General features: G+C 69.7%; 16 protein-coding genes. 8 read left to right on the top strand and 8 right to left on the bottom strand.

Features of this window, described 5'->3' with window-relative positions:
* The first annotated feature begins 116 nt into the window (after positions 1–116).
* The 3 genes from GFH49_RS13010 to GFH49_RS40975 all read left to right on the top strand — a co-directional run bounded on the left by GFH49_RS13010 (position 117) and on the right by GFH49_RS40975 (position 3934).
* The gene (locus GFH49_RS13010) at positions 117–2165 is read left to right on the top strand and encodes an APC family permease (protein ID WP_155056013.1); all 2049 of its coding nucleotides are present in this window, start codon (positions 117–119) and stop codon (positions 2163–2165) included.
* Positions 2166–2256: 91 nt separating this feature from the next.
* Positions 2257–3588, top strand: a complete 1332-nt coding sequence (locus GFH49_RS13005) for a class I SAM-dependent RNA methyltransferase (protein WP_155056012.1) — start codon at positions 2257–2259, stop codon at positions 3586–3588.
* A 223-nt stretch (positions 3589–3811) separates the two neighbouring features.
* Complete coding sequence (locus GFH49_RS40975) at positions 3812–3934, top strand: hypothetical protein (protein ID WP_268867494.1); 123 nt, start codon at positions 3812–3814, stop codon at positions 3932–3934.
* A gap of 83 nt (positions 3935–4017) precedes the next feature.
* Here GFH49_RS40975 and GFH49_RS13000 read toward each other — a convergent pair whose 3' ends face one another.
* Together GFH49_RS13000 and GFH49_RS12995 are read right to left on the bottom strand one after the other, a co-directional pair.
* Positions 4018–4686 carry a nucleotidyl transferase AbiEii/AbiGii toxin family protein gene (locus tag GFH49_RS13000; RefSeq protein ID WP_196217963.1) on the bottom strand — a complete coding sequence of 223 codons (669 nt, stop codon included), beginning with the start codon at positions 4684–4686 and terminating at the stop codon, positions 4018–4020.
* Positions 4687–4691: 5 nt separating this feature from the next.
* On the bottom strand, positions 4692–5084 hold the full coding sequence (locus GFH49_RS12995) for a hypothetical protein (RefSeq protein WP_155056010.1): 393 nt from the start codon (positions 5082–5084) through the stop codon (positions 4692–4694).
* A 651-nt stretch (positions 5085–5735) separates the two neighbouring features.
* On the opposite strand from GFH49_RS12995, the gene GFH49_RS12990 reads away from it, so the two are divergent.
* The 4 genes from GFH49_RS12990 (at position 5736) to GFH49_RS12975 (ending at position 8961) form a co-directional block, all read left to right on the top strand.
* Complete coding sequence (locus GFH49_RS12990; protein ID WP_155056009.1) at positions 5736–6170, top strand: zinc ribbon domain-containing protein; 435 nt, start codon at positions 5736–5738, stop codon at positions 6168–6170.
* Positions 6171–6219: 49 nt separating this feature from the next.
* Complete coding sequence (locus GFH49_RS12985) at positions 6220–7473, top strand: CaiB/BaiF CoA transferase family protein (RefSeq protein ID WP_230396266.1); 1254 nt, start codon at positions 6220–6222, stop codon at positions 7471–7473.
* Positions 7470–8645 carry an acyl-CoA dehydrogenase family protein gene (locus GFH49_RS12980; protein ID WP_155056008.1) on the top strand — a complete coding sequence of 392 codons (1176 nt, stop codon included), beginning with the start codon at positions 7470–7472 and terminating at the stop codon, positions 8643–8645. Before GFH49_RS12985 ends, GFH49_RS12980 begins: the two co-directional genes overlap by 4 nt.
* Before the next feature lie 166 nt (positions 8646–8811).
* Entirely contained in the window at positions 8812–8961 is a 150-nt protein-coding gene (locus tag GFH49_RS12975; protein WP_155056007.1) for a hypothetical protein, read from the top strand.
* Positions 8962–9368: 407 nt separating this feature from the next.
* On the opposite strand, the gene GFH49_RS12970 is transcribed toward GFH49_RS12975, so the two are convergent.
* From GFH49_RS12970 to eno, 6 genes are all read right to left on the bottom strand, one after another.
* Positions 9369–10235 (bottom strand): 3-hydroxybutyryl-CoA dehydrogenase, encoded by an 867-nt coding sequence (locus tag GFH49_RS12970; RefSeq protein WP_155056006.1) that lies wholly within the window; start codon positions 10233–10235, stop codon positions 9369–9371.
* Between the two features lie 210 nt (positions 10236–10445).
* Entirely contained in the window at positions 10446–11354 is a 909-nt protein-coding gene (locus GFH49_RS12965) for a LysR substrate-binding domain-containing protein (protein WP_155056005.1), read from the bottom strand.
* Positions 11355–11413: 59 nt separating this feature from the next.
* Positions 11414–12523, bottom strand: coding sequence for an alcohol dehydrogenase catalytic domain-containing protein (locus tag GFH49_RS12960; RefSeq protein WP_155056004.1), 1110 nt, complete (start codon positions 12521–12523; stop codon positions 11414–11416).
* 40 nt (positions 12524–12563) lie between these two features.
* A complete protein-coding gene (locus GFH49_RS12955) occupies positions 12564–13115 on the bottom strand; it encodes a carboxymuconolactone decarboxylase family protein (RefSeq protein ID WP_155056003.1) in 552 nt (183 codons plus the stop codon).
* A 24-nt stretch (positions 13116–13139) separates the two neighbouring features.
* Positions 13140–14144 (bottom strand): VOC family protein, encoded by a 1005-nt coding sequence (locus tag GFH49_RS12950; RefSeq protein WP_155056002.1) that lies wholly within the window; start codon positions 14142–14144, stop codon positions 13140–13142.
* Positions 14145–14203: 59 nt separating this feature from the next.
* The gene (gene eno, locus GFH49_RS12945) at positions 14204–15514 is read right to left on the bottom strand and encodes a phosphopyruvate hydratase (protein ID WP_155056001.1); all 1311 of its coding nucleotides are present in this window, start codon (positions 15512–15514) and stop codon (positions 14204–14206) included.
* 503 nt (positions 15515–16017) lie between these two features.
* Here eno and GFH49_RS12940 point away from each other — a divergent pair.
* Positions 16018–16611 (top strand): NADPH-dependent FMN reductase, encoded by a 594-nt coding sequence (locus tag GFH49_RS12940; protein ID WP_155056000.1) that lies wholly within the window; start codon positions 16018–16020, stop codon positions 16609–16611.
* The last annotated feature ends 50 nt before the right edge of the window (positions 16612–16661 follow it).

Genomic DNA, 16661 nt, shown 5'->3' with positions numbered 1-16661 from the left:
TAGGTGCGGGACGACCTGTGCAAACCGTCGCCGCACCGCTCCTGGTTTTCACCCGGAGAGCAGATGTGGGGTGGCAGGTGGGCGGTCCCACGTTCGAACGCCTACGATGCTCTGTTGTGTCCAAACTGACCGACGTGCCCAAGCGGATTCTGATCGGGCGCGCACTGCGCAGTGATCGGCTGGGGGAAACACTCCTGCCGAAACGCATCGCCCTTCCCGTCTTCGCCTCCGACCCACTGTCCTCCGTGGCGTACGCGCCCGGAGAGGTGCTGCTGGTCCTCTCGATCGCGGGCGTGTCGGCATACCACTTCAGCCCCTGGATCGCGGGTGCGGTCGTCGTGCTGATGTTCACGGTGGTCGCCTCCTACCGGCAGAACGTGCACGCCTACCCGAGCGGCGGCGGCGACTACGAGGTGGCCACCACCAACCTCGGCAACAAGGCGGGCCTGACCGTCGCGAGCGCGCTGCTCGTCGACTACGTCCTCACCGTCGCCGTGTCGATCTCGTCCGGCATCGAGAACCTCGGCTCCGCGATCCCCTTCGTCGTCGAGAACAAGGTGCTCTGCGCGATCGCCGTGATCCTGCTGCTGACGCTGATGAACCTGCGCGGGGTGAAGGAGTCCGGCAACCTCTTCGCGATCCCGACGTACGTGTTCGTCACGGGCGTCTTCATCATGATCGTGTGGGGCGCGTTCCGCGGGCTGGTGCTGGACGACTCCATGCGGGCGCCGACGGCGTCGTACGAGATCAAGGCGGAGCACGAGGGCCTGGCGGGTTTCGCGCTGGTGTTTCTGCTGCTGCGCGCCTTCTCCTCCGGCTGCGCCGCGCTGACCGGTGTCGAGGCGATCTCCAACGGTGTCCCGGCCTTTCGCAAGCCCAAGTCGAAGAACGCGGCGACCACGCTGGCGATGATGGGCCTGCTCGCCGTCACCATGTTCTGCGGGATCATCGCGCTGGCCATGGCGACCAAGGTGCGCATGGCCGAGAACCCGGCCGTCGACCTGCTGAGCAACGGTGTCGCGCTCGGCTCCGACTACGTCCAGAACCCGGTGATCACCCAGGTCGCCGAGGCCGTCTTCGGCAAGGGCAGCTTCCTGTTCGTGGTGCTCGCCGCGGCCACGGCGCTGGTGCTGTTCCTCGCGGCCAACACCGCGTACAACGGCTTCCCCGTGCTCGGCTCGATCCTCGCCCAGGACCGCTATCTGCCCCGCCAGCTGCACACCCGCGGCGACCGGCTCGCCTTCTCCAACGGCATCGTGCTGCTGGCCGGCGCGGCCATGCTGCTGGTGTGGATCTACGGCGCCGACTCGACCCGGCTGATCCAGCTCTACATCGTCGGCGTGTTCGTCTCCTTCACGCTCAGCCAGACCGGCATGGTCCGCCACTGGAACCGCCACCTGGCCACCGAGAAGGACCCCGCCAAGCGCCGCCACATGATCCGCTCCCGCGCGATCAACACCTTCGGCGCCTTCTTCACCGGCCTGGTGCTGGTCGTCGTCCTGGTCACCAAGTTCACCCACGGCGCCTGGGTCGCCCTGCTCGGCATGGTGATCTTCTACGTGACGATGACGGCCATCCGCCGCCACTACGACCACGTCTCCGAGGAACTCGCCGCCCCCGAGGGCCCGAGCGACGACAGCGTACGGCCGTCCCGCGTGCACTCCGTCGTCCTGATCTCCAAGATCCACCGCCCCACCCTGCGCGCCCTGGCCTACGCCAAGCTGCTGCGCTCGGACACCCTTGAGGCGCTCAGCGTCAACGTCGACCCGGCCGAGACGAAGGCGCTGCGCGAGGAGTGGGAGCGGCGCGGGATCGACGTACCGCTGAAGGTGCTGGACTCGCCGTACCGGGAGATCACCCGGCCGATCATCGAGTACGTCAAGAGCGTGCGCCGGGAGTCGCCGCGCGACGCCGTGTCGGTGATCATCCCCGAGTACGTCGTCGGGCACTGGTACGAGCACCTGCTCCACAACCAGAGCGCGCTCCGGCTCAAGGGCCGCCTGCTGTTCACGCCCGGCATCATGGTGACCTCGGTGCCCTACCAGCTGGAGTCCTCCGAACTCGCCAGGAAGCGGGCCCGCAAGCGGCAGGAGTGGAACGCGCCGGGTTCGGTACGGCGTGGTCCGGCGGAGCAGCGGGCGAAGGAGCCGAGCGGGAAGGAGTGACGTGCCGCTGAGCACGTAGACTGATGGGCTGTTGTCCCTCCTGTTCCCTTTGATCGCCCGTTTTCCTTTGACGTTGTGGAGTCACCCCGCCATGCAGGCAGAACCGAAGAAGTCGCTGGTCGGGGAGGAGTACGAGGTCGAGGTCGGGCCCGTCGCGCACGGCGGGCACTGCATCGCCCGTACCGAGTCGGGCCAGGTGCTGTTCGTCCGGCACGCGCTGCCCGGTGAGCGGGTCGTGGCGCGGGTGACGGAGGGCGAGGAAGGCTCCCGTTTCCTGCGCGCGGACGCGGTGGAAGTGCGGTCGGCCGCCAGGGACCGCGTCGAGGCGCCCTGCCCGTACGCCGGTCCCGACCGCTGCGGCGGCTGCGACTGGCAGCACGCCAGACCCGGCGCCCAGCGGCGGATGAAGGGCGAGGTCATCGCCGAGCAGCTGCAGCGGCTCGCGGGGCTGACGCCCGAGGAGGCGGGCTGGGACGGCACGGTCATGCCCGCCGAGGGCGACAAGCTGCCCGCCGGGCAGGTCCCGGCGTGGCGGACGCGGGTGCAGTACGCCGTGGACGCCGACACAGGGCGCGCGGGTCTGCGCCGGCACCGCTCGCACGAGGTGGAGCCGATCGACCACTGCATGATCGCGGCTCCCGGAGTGAGCGAGCTGGGCATTGAGAAGCGTGACTGGACGGGCATGGAGTCCGTCGAGGCGATCGCGGCGACCGGGTCGCAGGACCGGCAGGTGATCCTGACGCCGAGGCCGGGGGCGCGGCTGCCGATCGTCGAGCTGGACAAGCCGGTGTCCGTGCTGCGGGTGGAGGAGAAGGACGGCGGCATCCACCGCGTCCACGGCCGCCCCTTCGTCCGCGAGCGCGCCGACGGCCGCACCCACCGCGTCGGCAACGGCGGCTTTTGGCAGGTCCACCCGAAGGCCGCGGACACGCTGGTGACGGCGGTCATGCAGGGGCTGCTCCCGCGCAAGGGCGAGATGGCGCTCGACCTGTACTGCGGCGTCGGCCTGTTCGCCGGCGCGCTCGCCGACCGCCTCGGTGAGAAAGGCGCGGTACTCGGCATCGAGTCCGGCAAGCGCGCGGTCGAAGACGCCCGGCACAACCTCGCCGACTTCCCCCGCGTCCGCATCGAGCAGGGCAAGGTCGAGTCGGTCCTCCCGCGCACCGGCATCACCGAGGTCGACCTGATCGTCCTCGACCCACCGCGCGCGGGGGCCGGCCGAAAGACCGTCGAGCACCTGTCGTCACTGGGCGCGCGCCGCATCGCGTACGTGGCGTGCGATCCGGCCGCGCTGGCGCGGGATTTGGGGTATTTCCGGGGTGGGGGGTACCGGGTGCGGATGCTGCGGGCGTTTGATTTGTTTCCGATGACGCATCACGTGGAGTGTGTCGCCATCCTCGAACCGGCCGCGAAGGGCTCCTGACCTGCGGTTTTATGTGTGCGCATGATGTGCGGTGTGGGCGTTACGGGCGATATCTTGACGCCGAAACGACGCTCGTGACGCTCATTTGACGCTCGTTCTGATGGGGTGTCAGGCGTCTTTCTAGGCTGGTCAAGCCACGTGAATCGGCGTGGTCGCAGAGGCCCGGCCGGGCAAAAAGTTGCGTTGGACGGTCGGGAGATAGCCGCGGCGGCATCATGGCGGGGTGGATTACAACCTCAGCGGGCTGAGCACCCGGGAGTTCGAGCACGTGTCGCAGGCCCTGGCCCAGGAGATCCTCGGGCCGGGCGTCTCCGCCTTCGGGGGGCGGCAAGGACGGCGGGCGTGAGGCAACGTTCGAGGGGCGGGTGCCCTGTCCGAGCGAGCTTGCGGCGTGGGACGGGGGTCGTGCAGGCCACGGTCCGGACGTGATCAGTCGATGTCCGGATCACCGGCCTCTTCCAGGAGCCGGGCCGCGAGGTCATCGGCCCATTCCACCGCCCAGGAGCGGAGAGCGGTGATGGTGGCGTCATCGAGCCCGTAGGCGGCGAAGGCTTCGTCGTCGGTCCACTCGGCACCCGTGAGGTTGGCCTGCAGATCCTCGCGCTCGAAGCGGCCGCGGGCGTGGCGGCGGCCGAACTCCTCGAGCTCGGCATTGGTCCAGCGGCGGGACGCTGCGAACACGTCGATCAGGTCGCGTGGCGCTCCGCGGTCGGCGAGGGCGCGGACCTTGGTCCCGATCACGTCCTCCTCCGCGAGGACGGGCCCGTACGCGCTCTGGGTGACCGGCCGCCAGAAGATCTCCTTGAGGATGTCGACCTCGCATTCCAGCCCGGTGGCCGGGTCTGTCACGGTGAAGCGGGCGGACAGCGGGGCGGTCTCCAGCGCGTACACCTTCCAACCGCGGGACTCCAGGCCGACGCGGAGCGTAGCGGCGATGTCAGCCATGGGTGCCGGGTTCTCGGTGGCGACGTCGAGGTCCTGGCTGGGGCGGCTCACCAGGCGGTGTGCCCGTACGGCGTATCCGCCGGTGAGGACCAGGGGGTACGGGGCGCCGAGGGCGATCACGTCCGCCAGGAGCCGCGTGTGCAGCTCCGGCATGTCCGTCACGCGGCTGCCCGGGTGCGGGAGGCGAGCTGGGGGAAGGCGTCTTCCCATACGGCGCGCACGGTGCGTCCGACGAGGGTGCGCAGCACCGGCCACAGTTGGAGGAGCAGGTCCTGGTCGAGGTAGCGGGGCAGGTCGTCGTGCAGGCCCTCGTGCAGGACGGTGCGGTACAGGCCCATGCGCTGGCGCGGTTTGCCCAGGTCGTACGAGGTCATCCCGGACCAGGCCATGTGCAGCGGCAGATCCACGACACCGTGGGTCGGCCCGCGCAACTCGTCCAGCGACTCCGGCAGACGGCGCCGGAACTTCTCCCGGTACAGCGCGAGGTCCTCGGCGTCCTCGCCCGAGACGTCCCTCGGCGCGGGTGCGGGGTGCTGTGGGCTGGAGGTCATGACTCCATTATGGCGGCCGGAGACGTGGCACGGGTCATGACGTACGAGTCGTCGTCCGCAGCGAGCGAGGGCGGATTCCCGGGTGAACCGGTTGCCGCAGTCTGCTCAGCCCTGAGCAGGACGGACTCTCGGCCTTGACGCTCGTTTGACGCTCTGGGCGTCCACGCGAAGGACCGCGAGCCGAGAAAACACCTATGACCAGTGCTTTTCTGGGACCCATCCAGGCCGACATCTCCGATGACTCATCATGTGGTGCCTGGACCTGCTGATTTACGCCTGCCTTCGCCTTCCGACCCGCTCATCGACGAACCACCACCGACCACCGGCTACCCGGCGACCACCGCGACCTTGCTCGCCGCCGCGCGTCGCCGACCGCCCTACGCGGTACTCGTCGCTGGACACCGACTGGATGCTGCGCATCGGAGTCGCGTACGTCCACACGCACCCGACGGCCGGTGCCCGCGGCCGGCGGGCCCGGCGGTGGCAGCAACGTCGCGGCGACCGCTCTGACCTCGGTGGATGGAACGTTTTCCGCGCACAAAGATGCGCCATCTCGTCGTTGACCGGCAATTCGCGGCAGGGCCAGGGTGAGAGGGACATCGGATTCCGATCACCGTTTTCCGGTCGCCGAACTGCGTGCGGGAGGCCGCGATGCTCCAGACAGAAATCCCCGAAGACACCGAACTGGGGGAAACCCCTGACGCGGCTGCCGCCGACGTGACCGCGACGTGTTCGCCGGCCGCACCGGCGGGGCGCCGGGAACTCTTCTTCCAGCGTTGCCGGTGGTGCGGCACGCCGGCCTACCGGCGCTCGTTCTGCCGTGCCTGCGGGGCCATGGCCTTCAGCAGGGAACGCAGCGCGGGCGCCGGGGTCGTCCTTCGCCGCAACGGCCACGCCCACCACAACACGTGGTTCGTCGCGATGGACGAGGGCTTCAACCTGCTCTGCCAGGTCACCGGCGCGGCACCTTTCGTGGTGGCGGTGGGCGCACGGGTGACGGTCGTACGGGTCGTCGCCCCCTCTGGCCAGGGCGTTCCCGTCGTCGAACTCGCCGAGCCGGTACGGCCTCCGGAGCGCTGGTGGTGACGGGACCCGGCGGGCGCACAGCGGGCGGGACGATCAGAGAGGAGGGTGCGTGAGCACCCAGCACACCGTGCCGGACGGATGGGCCGGCGGTCGCGACGGAGCGGGGCGGGGCGCGTTGGAAGGGCTCCGCATCGCCGACTTCTCCCGGGTTCTCGCGGGGCCGTACGCCACCATGCTCCTCGCCGACCTCGGGGCCGACGTGATCAAGGTCGAGCGGCCGGGAATCGGGGACGACACCCGGGCCTGGCACCCGCCCGCGAGCCACGACGGCACGTCGACCTACTTCCTGAGCGTCAACCGGAACAAGAGGTCGGTCGTCCTGGACCTTGCCTCCGGGAACGGTCTGGAACAGGCCCGTGCCCTGGTCGCCGAGTGCGACGTGGTGGTGGAGAACTTCCGTCCCGGCACGATGGAGCGGCTGGGGCTCGGCCCCGAGGAACTCCGGGCGTGCCACCCCGGGCTGGTCTACTGCTCGATCAGCGGTTTCGGCAGCGGCGCGGGCGCCGCGATCCCCGGATACGACCTACTTGTGCAGGCTGTCGGCGGTCTGATGAGCGTGACCGGAACCGCCGACGGGGAACCGGTGAAGGCCGGCGTGGCCCTGGTCGACGTGATCACCGGACTGCACGCCTCGCTCGGCATCCTCGCGGCGCTGCGGCACCGGGACGCCACCGGGCGGGGACAGCTCGTGGAGGTGAACCTGCTCGGCTCGCTGCTGTCGGCGATGGTCAACCAGGCATCGGCATACGCCGTCGCCGGTGTCGTCCCGGAACGTATCGGGAACGCACATCCGAGCATCGCTCCGTACGAGACGTTCCCGACCGCCGATCGCCCGATCGCCCTCGCGGTGGGCAACGACAAGCAGTTCGCGGCGCTCGCCGCAGTCGTCGGGGAACCCGGTCTCGCTGCCGACGACCGCTTTCGTGCAAACACCGATCGCGTGGCCCACCGCACCGAGCTGCGGGAGAACCTGGCCCGTCTGCTCAGGGCGGAGGGCGCGGACCACTGGTCGACCGCCCTGCTGGCCGCCGGGGTACCGGCGGGCCCGGTCAACGCTCTCGACGAGGCATTCGCCTTCGCTCACCGACTCGGCCTGCCCGGCATTGTCGAGATCCCAGCCGCGACGGCGGGAGGACCAGGAAGCGGGCCCGTGCGCCAAGTCGCGCATCCCATCACGCTGAGCGCCACGCCCGCGCGGTACCTGCTGCCCCCGCCGCGGCTGGGCCAGCACACAGAAGAGATCGCGTCACTGCTGAACCCGTCCCTTGCACACCCGAGAATGATTCCAAGGAGCCCCAGATGAGCGGCAAGCCGTTGAAGGACCCCCTCGACCTGCTCGACATCGCTTCCGTCCTCACCGACGAGGAGCGCGAGATCCAGGCCACCGTCGCCAGGTTCCTCGCCGACCGGGTGCGACCGCACATCGGCGAGTGGTTCGAGAACGCGCACTTCGCCCGTGAACTCGCCCCAGAACTGGGCAAGTTGGGTGTCCTCGGCATGCACCTGGAGGGCTACGGCTGCGCGGGAACCAACGCCGTCAGCTACGGGCTGGCCTGTCTGGAGCTGGAGGCTGCGGACTCGGGTTTCCGCAGCTTCGTGTCCGTGCAGGGCTCGTTGTCGATGTTCTCCGTCTGGAAGTGGGGTTCGGAGGAGCAGAAGCAGGAGTGGCTGCCCCGGCTGGCCGCCGGTGAAGCGGTCGGCTGCTTCGGTCTGACCGAGCCCGACGTCGGCAGCAACCCCTCAGGGATGCGCACCCGGGCCGTACGCGACGGCGGCGACTGGATCCTGAACGGCTCCAAGATGTGGATCACCAACGGGGGCATCGCGGATGTGGCCACCGTGTGGGCACAGACCGAGGACGGCATCCGCGGCTTCCTCGTCCCGCGCGGCACCTCCGGCTTCACCACGCAGGACATCAAGCAGAAGATGTCGCTGCGCGCCTCGATCACCTCCGAGCTGTACTTCGACGACGTACGACTGCCCGACTCGGCACGACTCCCGCTCGCGGAGGGACTGCGCGGTCCGCTGTCCTGCCTGAACGAGGCCCGCTTCGGCATCCTGTTCGGTGCGATCGGCGCGGCCCGGGACTCGCTCCAGGCGGCCGTCGAATACGCCGACTCCCGGGTGCAGTTCGACAAGCCGATCAGCGCCTTCCAGCTCACCCAGAAGAAGCTCGCCGACATGGCTGTGTCCGTGGGCGGCGCGGCGCTGCTCGCCCTGCACCTGGGCCGGCTCAAGGACCAGAACCGCATCCGGCCTGAGCAGATCAGCGTCGGCAAGCTCAACAACGTCCGCGAGGCCCTCGCCATCGCCCGTGAGTGCCGCACGATCCTCGGGGCCAACGGCATCTCCCTGGAGTACTCGCCACTGCGCCACGCGAACAACCTGGAGTCGGTGCTGACCTACGAAGGCACCAGTGAAATGCACACCCTGGTCGTCGGACAGGCGCTCACGGGCCAGGCGGCGTTCCGCTGATCACGACGGCCGGGAGGACGGGATCAACAGCCCGCCGCCGACGCCCTGAGACTCGCCGTCCGGGCGTCTCGCCGCGCGGCCGGACGCCGGGCTGCTTGATCGACGCGATCGACCTGGACTCCTCCGGCGTGGTCACTCAGGCCGACTTCGGGGTGGCTCGTACGCCGTGCGCTCCCGGGTCACCCACGGCGTACCGGTGATCGCTGTGCGGCCGGGCGCCTTCGAGCCGGAGGAGGATCCCGTGGAAACGGTGGAGCACGAACTCGCGGCCGATCTGCGCGGTCAGTACGGTGACACTCGGCCCCGGACCTCGTGAGGTCCGGGGCCGCCTTGTGCGGTATGAGGGCGTGTGCCGAACAAGGCAGCGGACCTGAGGTTCCCGTGGTCCGTGCTGCCGTCGGCAGAGCGGGATCCGGCGCACGTGATCGGTACTCTGCCCGCGGAGCACGCCGATGCGCACCGGACAGCCCAGGAGGGCGGCCCGGGCGTCATCGTCGGGCCGTCCGTGTCCACTTGGAGCATCTGTGTCCACCTGGAGCAACGGCTCGCCGACCCGGACCGAGCCCTGAGAGGCCGTACCCGTACAAGTCGCCGGCGGCGCAGGGTACCCGGCTGCGGGAGTGGGTCCGGGAGCGGTGCCTCGCCCGCTGCGGGCGATCCGGGCGCACGGCATCAGTCCATGGGAGGCGTGCGGTGCGCCGATGACGTCAGCCGGTGTGCGCCTCAGGCCGCCTGGTAGGAGAAGAAGCCCTGTCCCGACTTACGGCCCAGCAGGCCCGATTCGACCATGCGGCGCAGCAGCGGGGGCGGCGCGTACAGGGGTTCCCGGTACTCCTCGTACAGGGCCTCACCGATGGCCGCCACGGTGTCGAGGCCGATGAGGTCGGCGAGGCGCAGCGGGCCCATGGGGTGGGCGCAGCCGGCCGTCATGCCGGTGTCGATGTCCTCGGGTGTCGCCGTGCCGGAGCCGACCATCCGCACCGCTGCCAACAGGTAGGGAATCAGCAGGGAGTTCACCACGAAACCCGCGCGGTCCTGGGCTACGACGGTCTTCTTGCCCAGCACCTCGCCCGCGAAGGCGCGTACGCGCAGTTGCGTGGCCTTCGAGGTGTGCAGCGACGGGATGATCTCGACCAGAGGCATGACGGGCACGGGGTTGAAGAAGTGCAGGCCCACCACGGCCTCCGGTCGCCCGGTCGCGGCGGCGAGCCGGGCGATGGGGATCGAGGAGGTGTTGCTGGCCAGTACGGCTGCCGGGTCGGTGACCACCTTGTCCAACTGCCGGAACAGCTCCGTCTTCGCCTGTTCGTCCTCGACGGCGGCCTCGACGACGAGGTCGGCGCCGGACAGGCGGGAGAGGTCGGCGGTGGCCGAGATCCCGGCCAGGGTGAGTGCGCGGTCCTCCGGTCCGATGGCGCCGCGCTGCTCCGCCTTGAGCAGGGAGTCCGCCACGCCCGCCAGACCGGCGCGGGCCCGCTCCTCGGTCACGTCGCACAGTGTGACGCGCAGCCCGGCCCGGGCGCAGACCTCGGTGATGCCCCGGCCCATCTGCCCGGCGCCGACGACGCCCACGTGCTTGATCGATGTCATGTGCTCCTCCGCCTGTTGCTCCGGCCGGGGGCGGCCGGGCGATGCCACACCGTCGGTGGTTCCGTGTTGAGCCTAGGCCGGGCACACGCCCTCTGACCTGCTCGGACAGTGCGTGATCCGCGTACAAACGTGCGTCGGTCCGGGGCTGTCCCACGGCCCGCACTGAAGGAGTGTCAGGTAAGCGCCGACGCCGGCCGGAACACCGTGATTTCAGCCGGCCGTGACCGTGGCGGCGGCTGCTTCCCGCAGCCTGCGGATCACTCCGCGTACCGCGGGCGAGGTCTCGCCCTTGCGGTAGGCGCCCACCAGCCGTGTGGTCAGCGCTACGTCCGTCAGCGGACGGTAGGTCACCCCGGGGATCTGGACGCGGCGCAGGGAGCCGGGGACCAGGGCCACCGCGAGGCCACCGCCCACGAGGGTCAGCGCGGCGATGAAGTCCCGTACCGGGGGAGCGCATCGCGGGCTGAAGCCCCCTTGTCCCGCCACTTCGAGGATCTGGTCGCGGCATCCGTACTCCTCGTCGAAGTGCGGGGCCACGAAGCACTCGTCGCGCAGTTTCGCGGCCGGGACCGCCTCGTACGCCGCCAGCGGCGCATCGGCCGGCAGGGCCAGGACCACCTCCTCCGTGAGCAGGCAGGTGGCTGTGACTTCGGGCGGGTACTCCGGCCTCCAGCGCAGGAAGCCGACGTCGACGTCCCCGCAGGCAAGCGCCTCCAACTGGGCCGGGGTCTCCAACTCGCGCACCTGCACCGTGAGATCGGTGCCGAGGGCCGAGCAGCGGGTGAGGACGTCGGTCAGCACCCCGGAGAACGCGGCCGAGGCGACGTACGCGATCTGGGCGTGCCCCAGTTCGCCGCGCCCGGCACGGCGGCCCACCGCCACGGTCCGGGCGGCCTGGGCCAGGGTGAGGCGCGCTTCTTCGAGGAACAGCCGCCCGGCACTGGTCAGGGCGGGGCGGGTGCGCCGGCCACGGTCGATCAGCCGTACGCCCACGTGCGACTCCAGGGCCCTGATCTGGGCGCTGAGCGCCGATGGCGCGAGGTGCAGACGGTCCGCGGCTCGTGCGAAGTGCAGTTCCTCCGCGACGGTGACGAACGATTCCAGCCAGCGCAGTTCCATCGGTTCCTCCGTCTCGCCGGCGCAGGACCGCCGCGGGGTGAGTGTGCGGGATCCGCGGTTCAGGGGATCACGACGTAGTTGCCGAACCCGCCGTCGAGGTCCGTCGCACGTCCCGAGATCGCCTCGTTGACCTCGGCCAGCGGGAAGGGCTTCGGGATCAGGTACGACAGGTCCAGGGCTCCGGTCGCCACCATGTCGGCGACCTCCTGGCCCTGCGCGGTGCTGAACCAGTTGGAGCCGATCAGCTGGACCTGCTCGTCCATCAGCCACTTCACGTCCAGGGGCAGCCGGCCGGCCACACCACCGACGTTGACCACCCTGCCGCCGCGGCGGACACCCTGCATGGAGTCGAGCATGGTCTCGGCGGGGGCCTGGGCGCCCAGGGCGCTGATGACGAAGTCCGCGCCCTCGCCGCCGGTACGGGCCTTGGCCCACGCGCCGGAGGAGCCTTCCCCCAGCCGCATCACCTCGATACGGTCCGGTGCCAGTTCCTTGACACGCTTGAGGAGCTCTTCGTTGCGGCCGGTCCCGAGGACTGTGGAGACGCCCGAGGCCAGGGCGAGGAGGGTGGAGGCGACTCCGAGGGTGCCGGTGATCCCGTCGATGAGCCCGACCTGGCCCGGACCGGCCGCGGCGTTCTTGAGGGCTCGGTAGGAGGTTCCGATGTAGCCGAGCTTGCCGGCCTGCTCGAACGTCATGGTGTCGGGGATGTTGACGATCGCGTGCTGCGGCGCCGTCATGTACTCGCAGAAACCCCCGTAGGGGTAGAGGTCGAAGATCCGCCGGCCGTCGCGGGAGGTGCTGAAGTAGCCGTTCAGGGTGAAGTAGCGGCAGCGGCTGAGTTCGCCGCCGCGGCACATCTGACAGCTGCCGCAGGACCGCAGCGGGCTCACGTAGACCCGGTCGCCGGGCTTGGTGTTGAGCACGGCCTCGCCGACCGCCTCGACCACGCCCGCGGGGTCCAGGCCGAAGATCGCGGGCAGCTCGGGCAGTGGCTGGTGCGGGTACCAGGTGGGCCAGTTGTTGATCACGTTGGCCATGTTCGGCACGATTCCGCATGCCTTGACCCGCACCAGCACGTCGGTCGCCCGCGGGACGGGCACATCGACCGTGTCGACGGACATCGGCTCACCGAGCGCATGCAGTCGTGCAGCGAGCATCTTCGCCATTGAAATACTCCTGAATTGATAAGCCGTACGGCGCCGAGAACTACGAATTCGGGAACGGGTCGGGATAGTTGTCCTCAAGGTCGATTTCCAGCAGGCCCATGATGCGGACGCCGGAGTTGTACCAGGCGATGGACAGCGCGAGCTCGACCATCTGCTGCCGGGGCAGGAGTTCGGCGGCGGCACGCCAGGTCTCCTCGGAGACGTCGACCCGGAGCGTGGATTCCCTGGCCAGGCGCATCACCGCCTTCTCCGTCTGGTCGAACAGCTCGGACGACTCGAAGTCGCCCACCGCGGCGATCTGTTCCTCCGTGAGTCTGGCCTGCACGCCGTGCGAGTGGTGGTGCGCCACCTCGTACGCGGAGCGGGTCACGTGCCCCACCGTCAGGATCGCCAGTTCGCGGAGTGCGGGGCTGAGCGCACTGGCCCGCAGCGAGTTGGCGTAGGTCAGGAAGCCGTCCAGCTGGGCCGGTGCGTTCGCGAGGGCGAGGAAGATGTTCGCCGTCGGTACCTTGCGTTCGGCTTCCAGCCGGTCGTACAGGGCCTTCTGCGACTCGTCCGCGTCCTCGCGGCGCAGATAGGGAACTCGTGCCATGGCGTCTCCTCGGGGACGGAAGGGTCAGTGGGCGGACTGCTCGACCAGGAACCGCTCAAGCGTCATCGGCTGCGGCGTCTCGGCCGGCGGGGTCTGCTTCACTCCCACGAAGGGCGATGCCTCGAAGTACCACTTCTCCAGCGCCGGAAGCCCCCAGCGGACGTTCGTGCTCAGCGAAGCCGCGTCCCAGCGCACCGGTTCGACCTCGGTGTCGATCGTCTGGTAGTGGCTGTTGAAGACCTCCACCCGATGGCCGTCGGGGTCGCGGAGATAGGTGTAGAGCATCCCGCCCGGACCGTGCCGCCCCGGGCCCCGCTCCACGCCCTCGCCGTAGCCGAGGATGCCCGCCCAGTCGCAGGCGGTGAAGATGTCACGGCTCTCGGAGACGGTGTACGCGAAGTGGTGCAGCGCGGGGCCGGCGTTCTCCACGATCGCGAGGTCCAGACAGGTGCCCTTGCGGTACATGAACGCGCTCAGCAGCTTGTCGCCGTGTGCCAGGTACTCGGAGTTGCGGAAGCCGAGTTCGCCGTAGAAGGCGGTCAGGTCGTAGGTGTTCGGCGCGAAGGTCTGGAAGTGGTCGAGGCGCTGCGCGTGGGCGCCCTTGTGGTGTTCGAAGTCGATGTGCAGCCTCGGACGCGTTTCCATGTGCGCACAGAGTTCCAGAGGCGTACCGACCGGGTCGCTGACGTGCAGGGTGCGGCCCTGGTACGGCATGTCGACCCACTCCGCGGGCATCCCCCGGTCACGGAACCAGGTGTAGGCGAGGTCGAGATCCTCGTCGAGGAACACACGGAAGCCGATCCTCCGGCAGGCCCCGGCGCCCGCTGCGTCCAGCTCCAGTACGAGACTGTGGTGGCATGCCTCGGCGAGACCGCGGAGGTAGCAGGTCCGCTCGGACTCGTCGCTGACGACGAGTCCGAGGGCGTTCACGTAGAAATCGCGGCTCTCGGTGAGGTCGGCCACGGTGAGACGTACATGGCTGGTTCGGGTGATGTTGAAACTCGGGCGCAGATTGACGGGTGGCAGCATGGTGGTCTCCGTGCTCCGATCGGCTTCGGATTTCGCTGACTTTAATGCTTCTGGGTCTTTTACGGCCTGTTCGTGGAAGGTGCGGAATCGGTGATCGTGAAGGCGGACCAGCCGCTGAATTCCGCGGAATCGCCGAGGGATTCCTCGATGCGCAGAACCTCGTTCCACTTGGCCATCCGCTCGGAGCGGGTGAACGAGCCGACCTTCAGCTGGCCCGCGTCCCAGCCGACGCTCAGGTGCGCGATGGTGACGTCCTCCGTCTCGCCGGAGCGGGCCGAGACGATCGTGCCGAAACCGGCTTCCTTCCCGGCGCGCAGGGCCTGGAACGCTTCCGTGACCGTACCGGCCTGGTTCGGCTTGACGAGTACGGCGTTCGCCGCCCCGCTGCCGGCCGCAGCCTCCACCCGCTTGGCGTTGGTGACCAGATAGTCGTCGCCGATCACCTGGCAGCGGTGGCCGTAGCGCCGGGTGAACTCGATCATGCCGTCTGTGTCGTCCTCGCCCACCGGGTCCTCGACGGACAGAATCGGATACTGCTTGATCCAGCCGCCGAGCATGTCGACCAGCGCCGCTGTGTCCAGGGTGCGGTCGTCGAGCGCGAGCGTGTACCGCCCGCCGCGGCCGAACTGGGAGGCCGCGACGTCCAGGGAGATGCCGACCTGGGTCGAGGGCGTGAAGCCGGCGGCCTCGATGGCCACGGTCAGCGTCTCCAGAGCCTCCTCGTTGGAGTCGAACGCGGGCCAGAAGCCGCCCTCGTCGGCCACACCCTGCGCCTTCCCCGCCTTGCGCATCAGGCTGCCGGCGGCCCGGTAGATCTCCGCCGTCCAGTCCAGGGCCTCGGAGAAACTGGCCGCCGCGGGGCAGACCACCATGAAGTCCTGCACGTCCACGCGACGCTCGGCGTGCGCGCCGCCGCCGAAGATCTGGATCTCCGGCAGCGGGATGCGCACCGGCCGCCCGCCCGCCAGGTGCTGCCACAGAGGTACGTCCGCCGACGCCGCGGTGGCGTGCAGGATCGCCATGGACGTGGCCACGATCGCGTTGCCGCCGAGCCGACTGCGGTCGGGGGTGCCGTCGAGGTCCACCAGGAGCCGGTCGACGGCTTCCTGGTCGGTCGTGTCGAGGCCCAGGAGGGCGGGAGAGATCTCGTCGTTCACCGAGGCCACCGCGCGGTGGACGTCGAGCCCGCCGAAGCGGTCGCCGCCGTCGCGCAGATCGAGGGCCTCACCCTGACCCGTCGAGGCTCCCGCCGGCGCGATGGCACGCCCGACCGCGCCGTCCGTGAGCTGGACCTCGACCTCCACGGTCGGCCGCCCGCGTGAGTCCCACACCCTGCGGCCCTGGAGCTTGGCGATCCGCGCGTCTGTCATGGCGGTGCAACCTTTCGGAGTTCGGATGATCGAGGGGGCGGGGTCGGCGCCTGCCCCCGATGCGGGAAGGCGCTGCCACCGGGGTGCGGAAGAGCGCTCCGGGGCGCGGCCGACCTTGCGGTAGGGCACCCGAATCGGCGTGCCGACGGGGCCGGGAGCGAGCGAAGCGCTGTATGGCTGTCTTCGTCGCCGTGGCCGGGCCGGTGGGAGTTCGGGGGCGAAGGCGATGACGCGCGTTGATCACCCGCTGCGGCTCGAATGCTAACGATAGCGCAATGGTGCGCAGCGCTCGCTCTCATGTCAAGAGGGAGGTGACGTCTCCGTCACTCGCCGTCGCGCGCAGGGGTCGGCTCCTTGGGGTGTCCCCACGGCAATGCTATCGTTCGCATGGATCCGCTCCGCTGAGTACTCCGGCGGACCTGCGCCCTTCCTGGACGGACAGCACGGGTGGGTGGCGTGGGCCCGCCGGGCCGGACCGCGGCCGAACCGAAAGCGAGCCCGACATGACAGCCGAACCCTCCGTGGCACCGATGACCCTCACCACTGTCGTGGCCAGCACTCGTCCCGGCCGGGTGGGCAGGTCCGTCGCGGACTGGTTCACCAACCGGGTCCTGGAGTACGGCCGGTTCGAGTCGCACCTGGTCGACCTGCGCGAACTCGCTCTTCCGTTCTACGACGAGCCGCATCCACCCGCTCTGCAGCGGTACACGAAGAGCCACACCCGGGCATGGAGTCGTATCGTCGACGCGTCCGACGCCTTCGTCTTCGTCACCCCCGAGTACAACGGCGGCTTTCCGGCGCCGCTGAAGAACGCGTGGGACTACCTCGTGTTGGAGTGGCAGCACAAGCCGGCCGCGTTCGTCAGCTACGGAGGCGTGTCGGCGGGCACCCGGGCGGTGCAGATGGGCAAGCAGGTGGTGGCGAACCTCAGGATGCTGCCGATCGGTCCGACCGTGAGCATCCCGTTCGTCGGCGAGCGCGTCGAGGAGGGTGCGTTCCGCCCCGGCAAGATCCATGAGGCCGCCGCGGAGCAGGTGCTCGACGAGCTGGCGCGCACGGCACACGTCATGCGCGGACTGCGCGGCGGAACGGACTGACCCGCGCGGACGATACGAGGGCCCCGTGCGGGTATCGCCGCAGGCGCCTT

Source organism: Streptomyces blattellae, assembly GCF_009709555.1.
Classification (GTDB): Bacteria; Actinomycetota; Actinomycetes; order Streptomycetales; family Streptomycetaceae; genus Streptomyces; species Streptomyces blattellae.
Note: the sequence above shows the minus strand (reverse complement) of the source record. Positions and strands in the feature narration are given on the sequence as shown.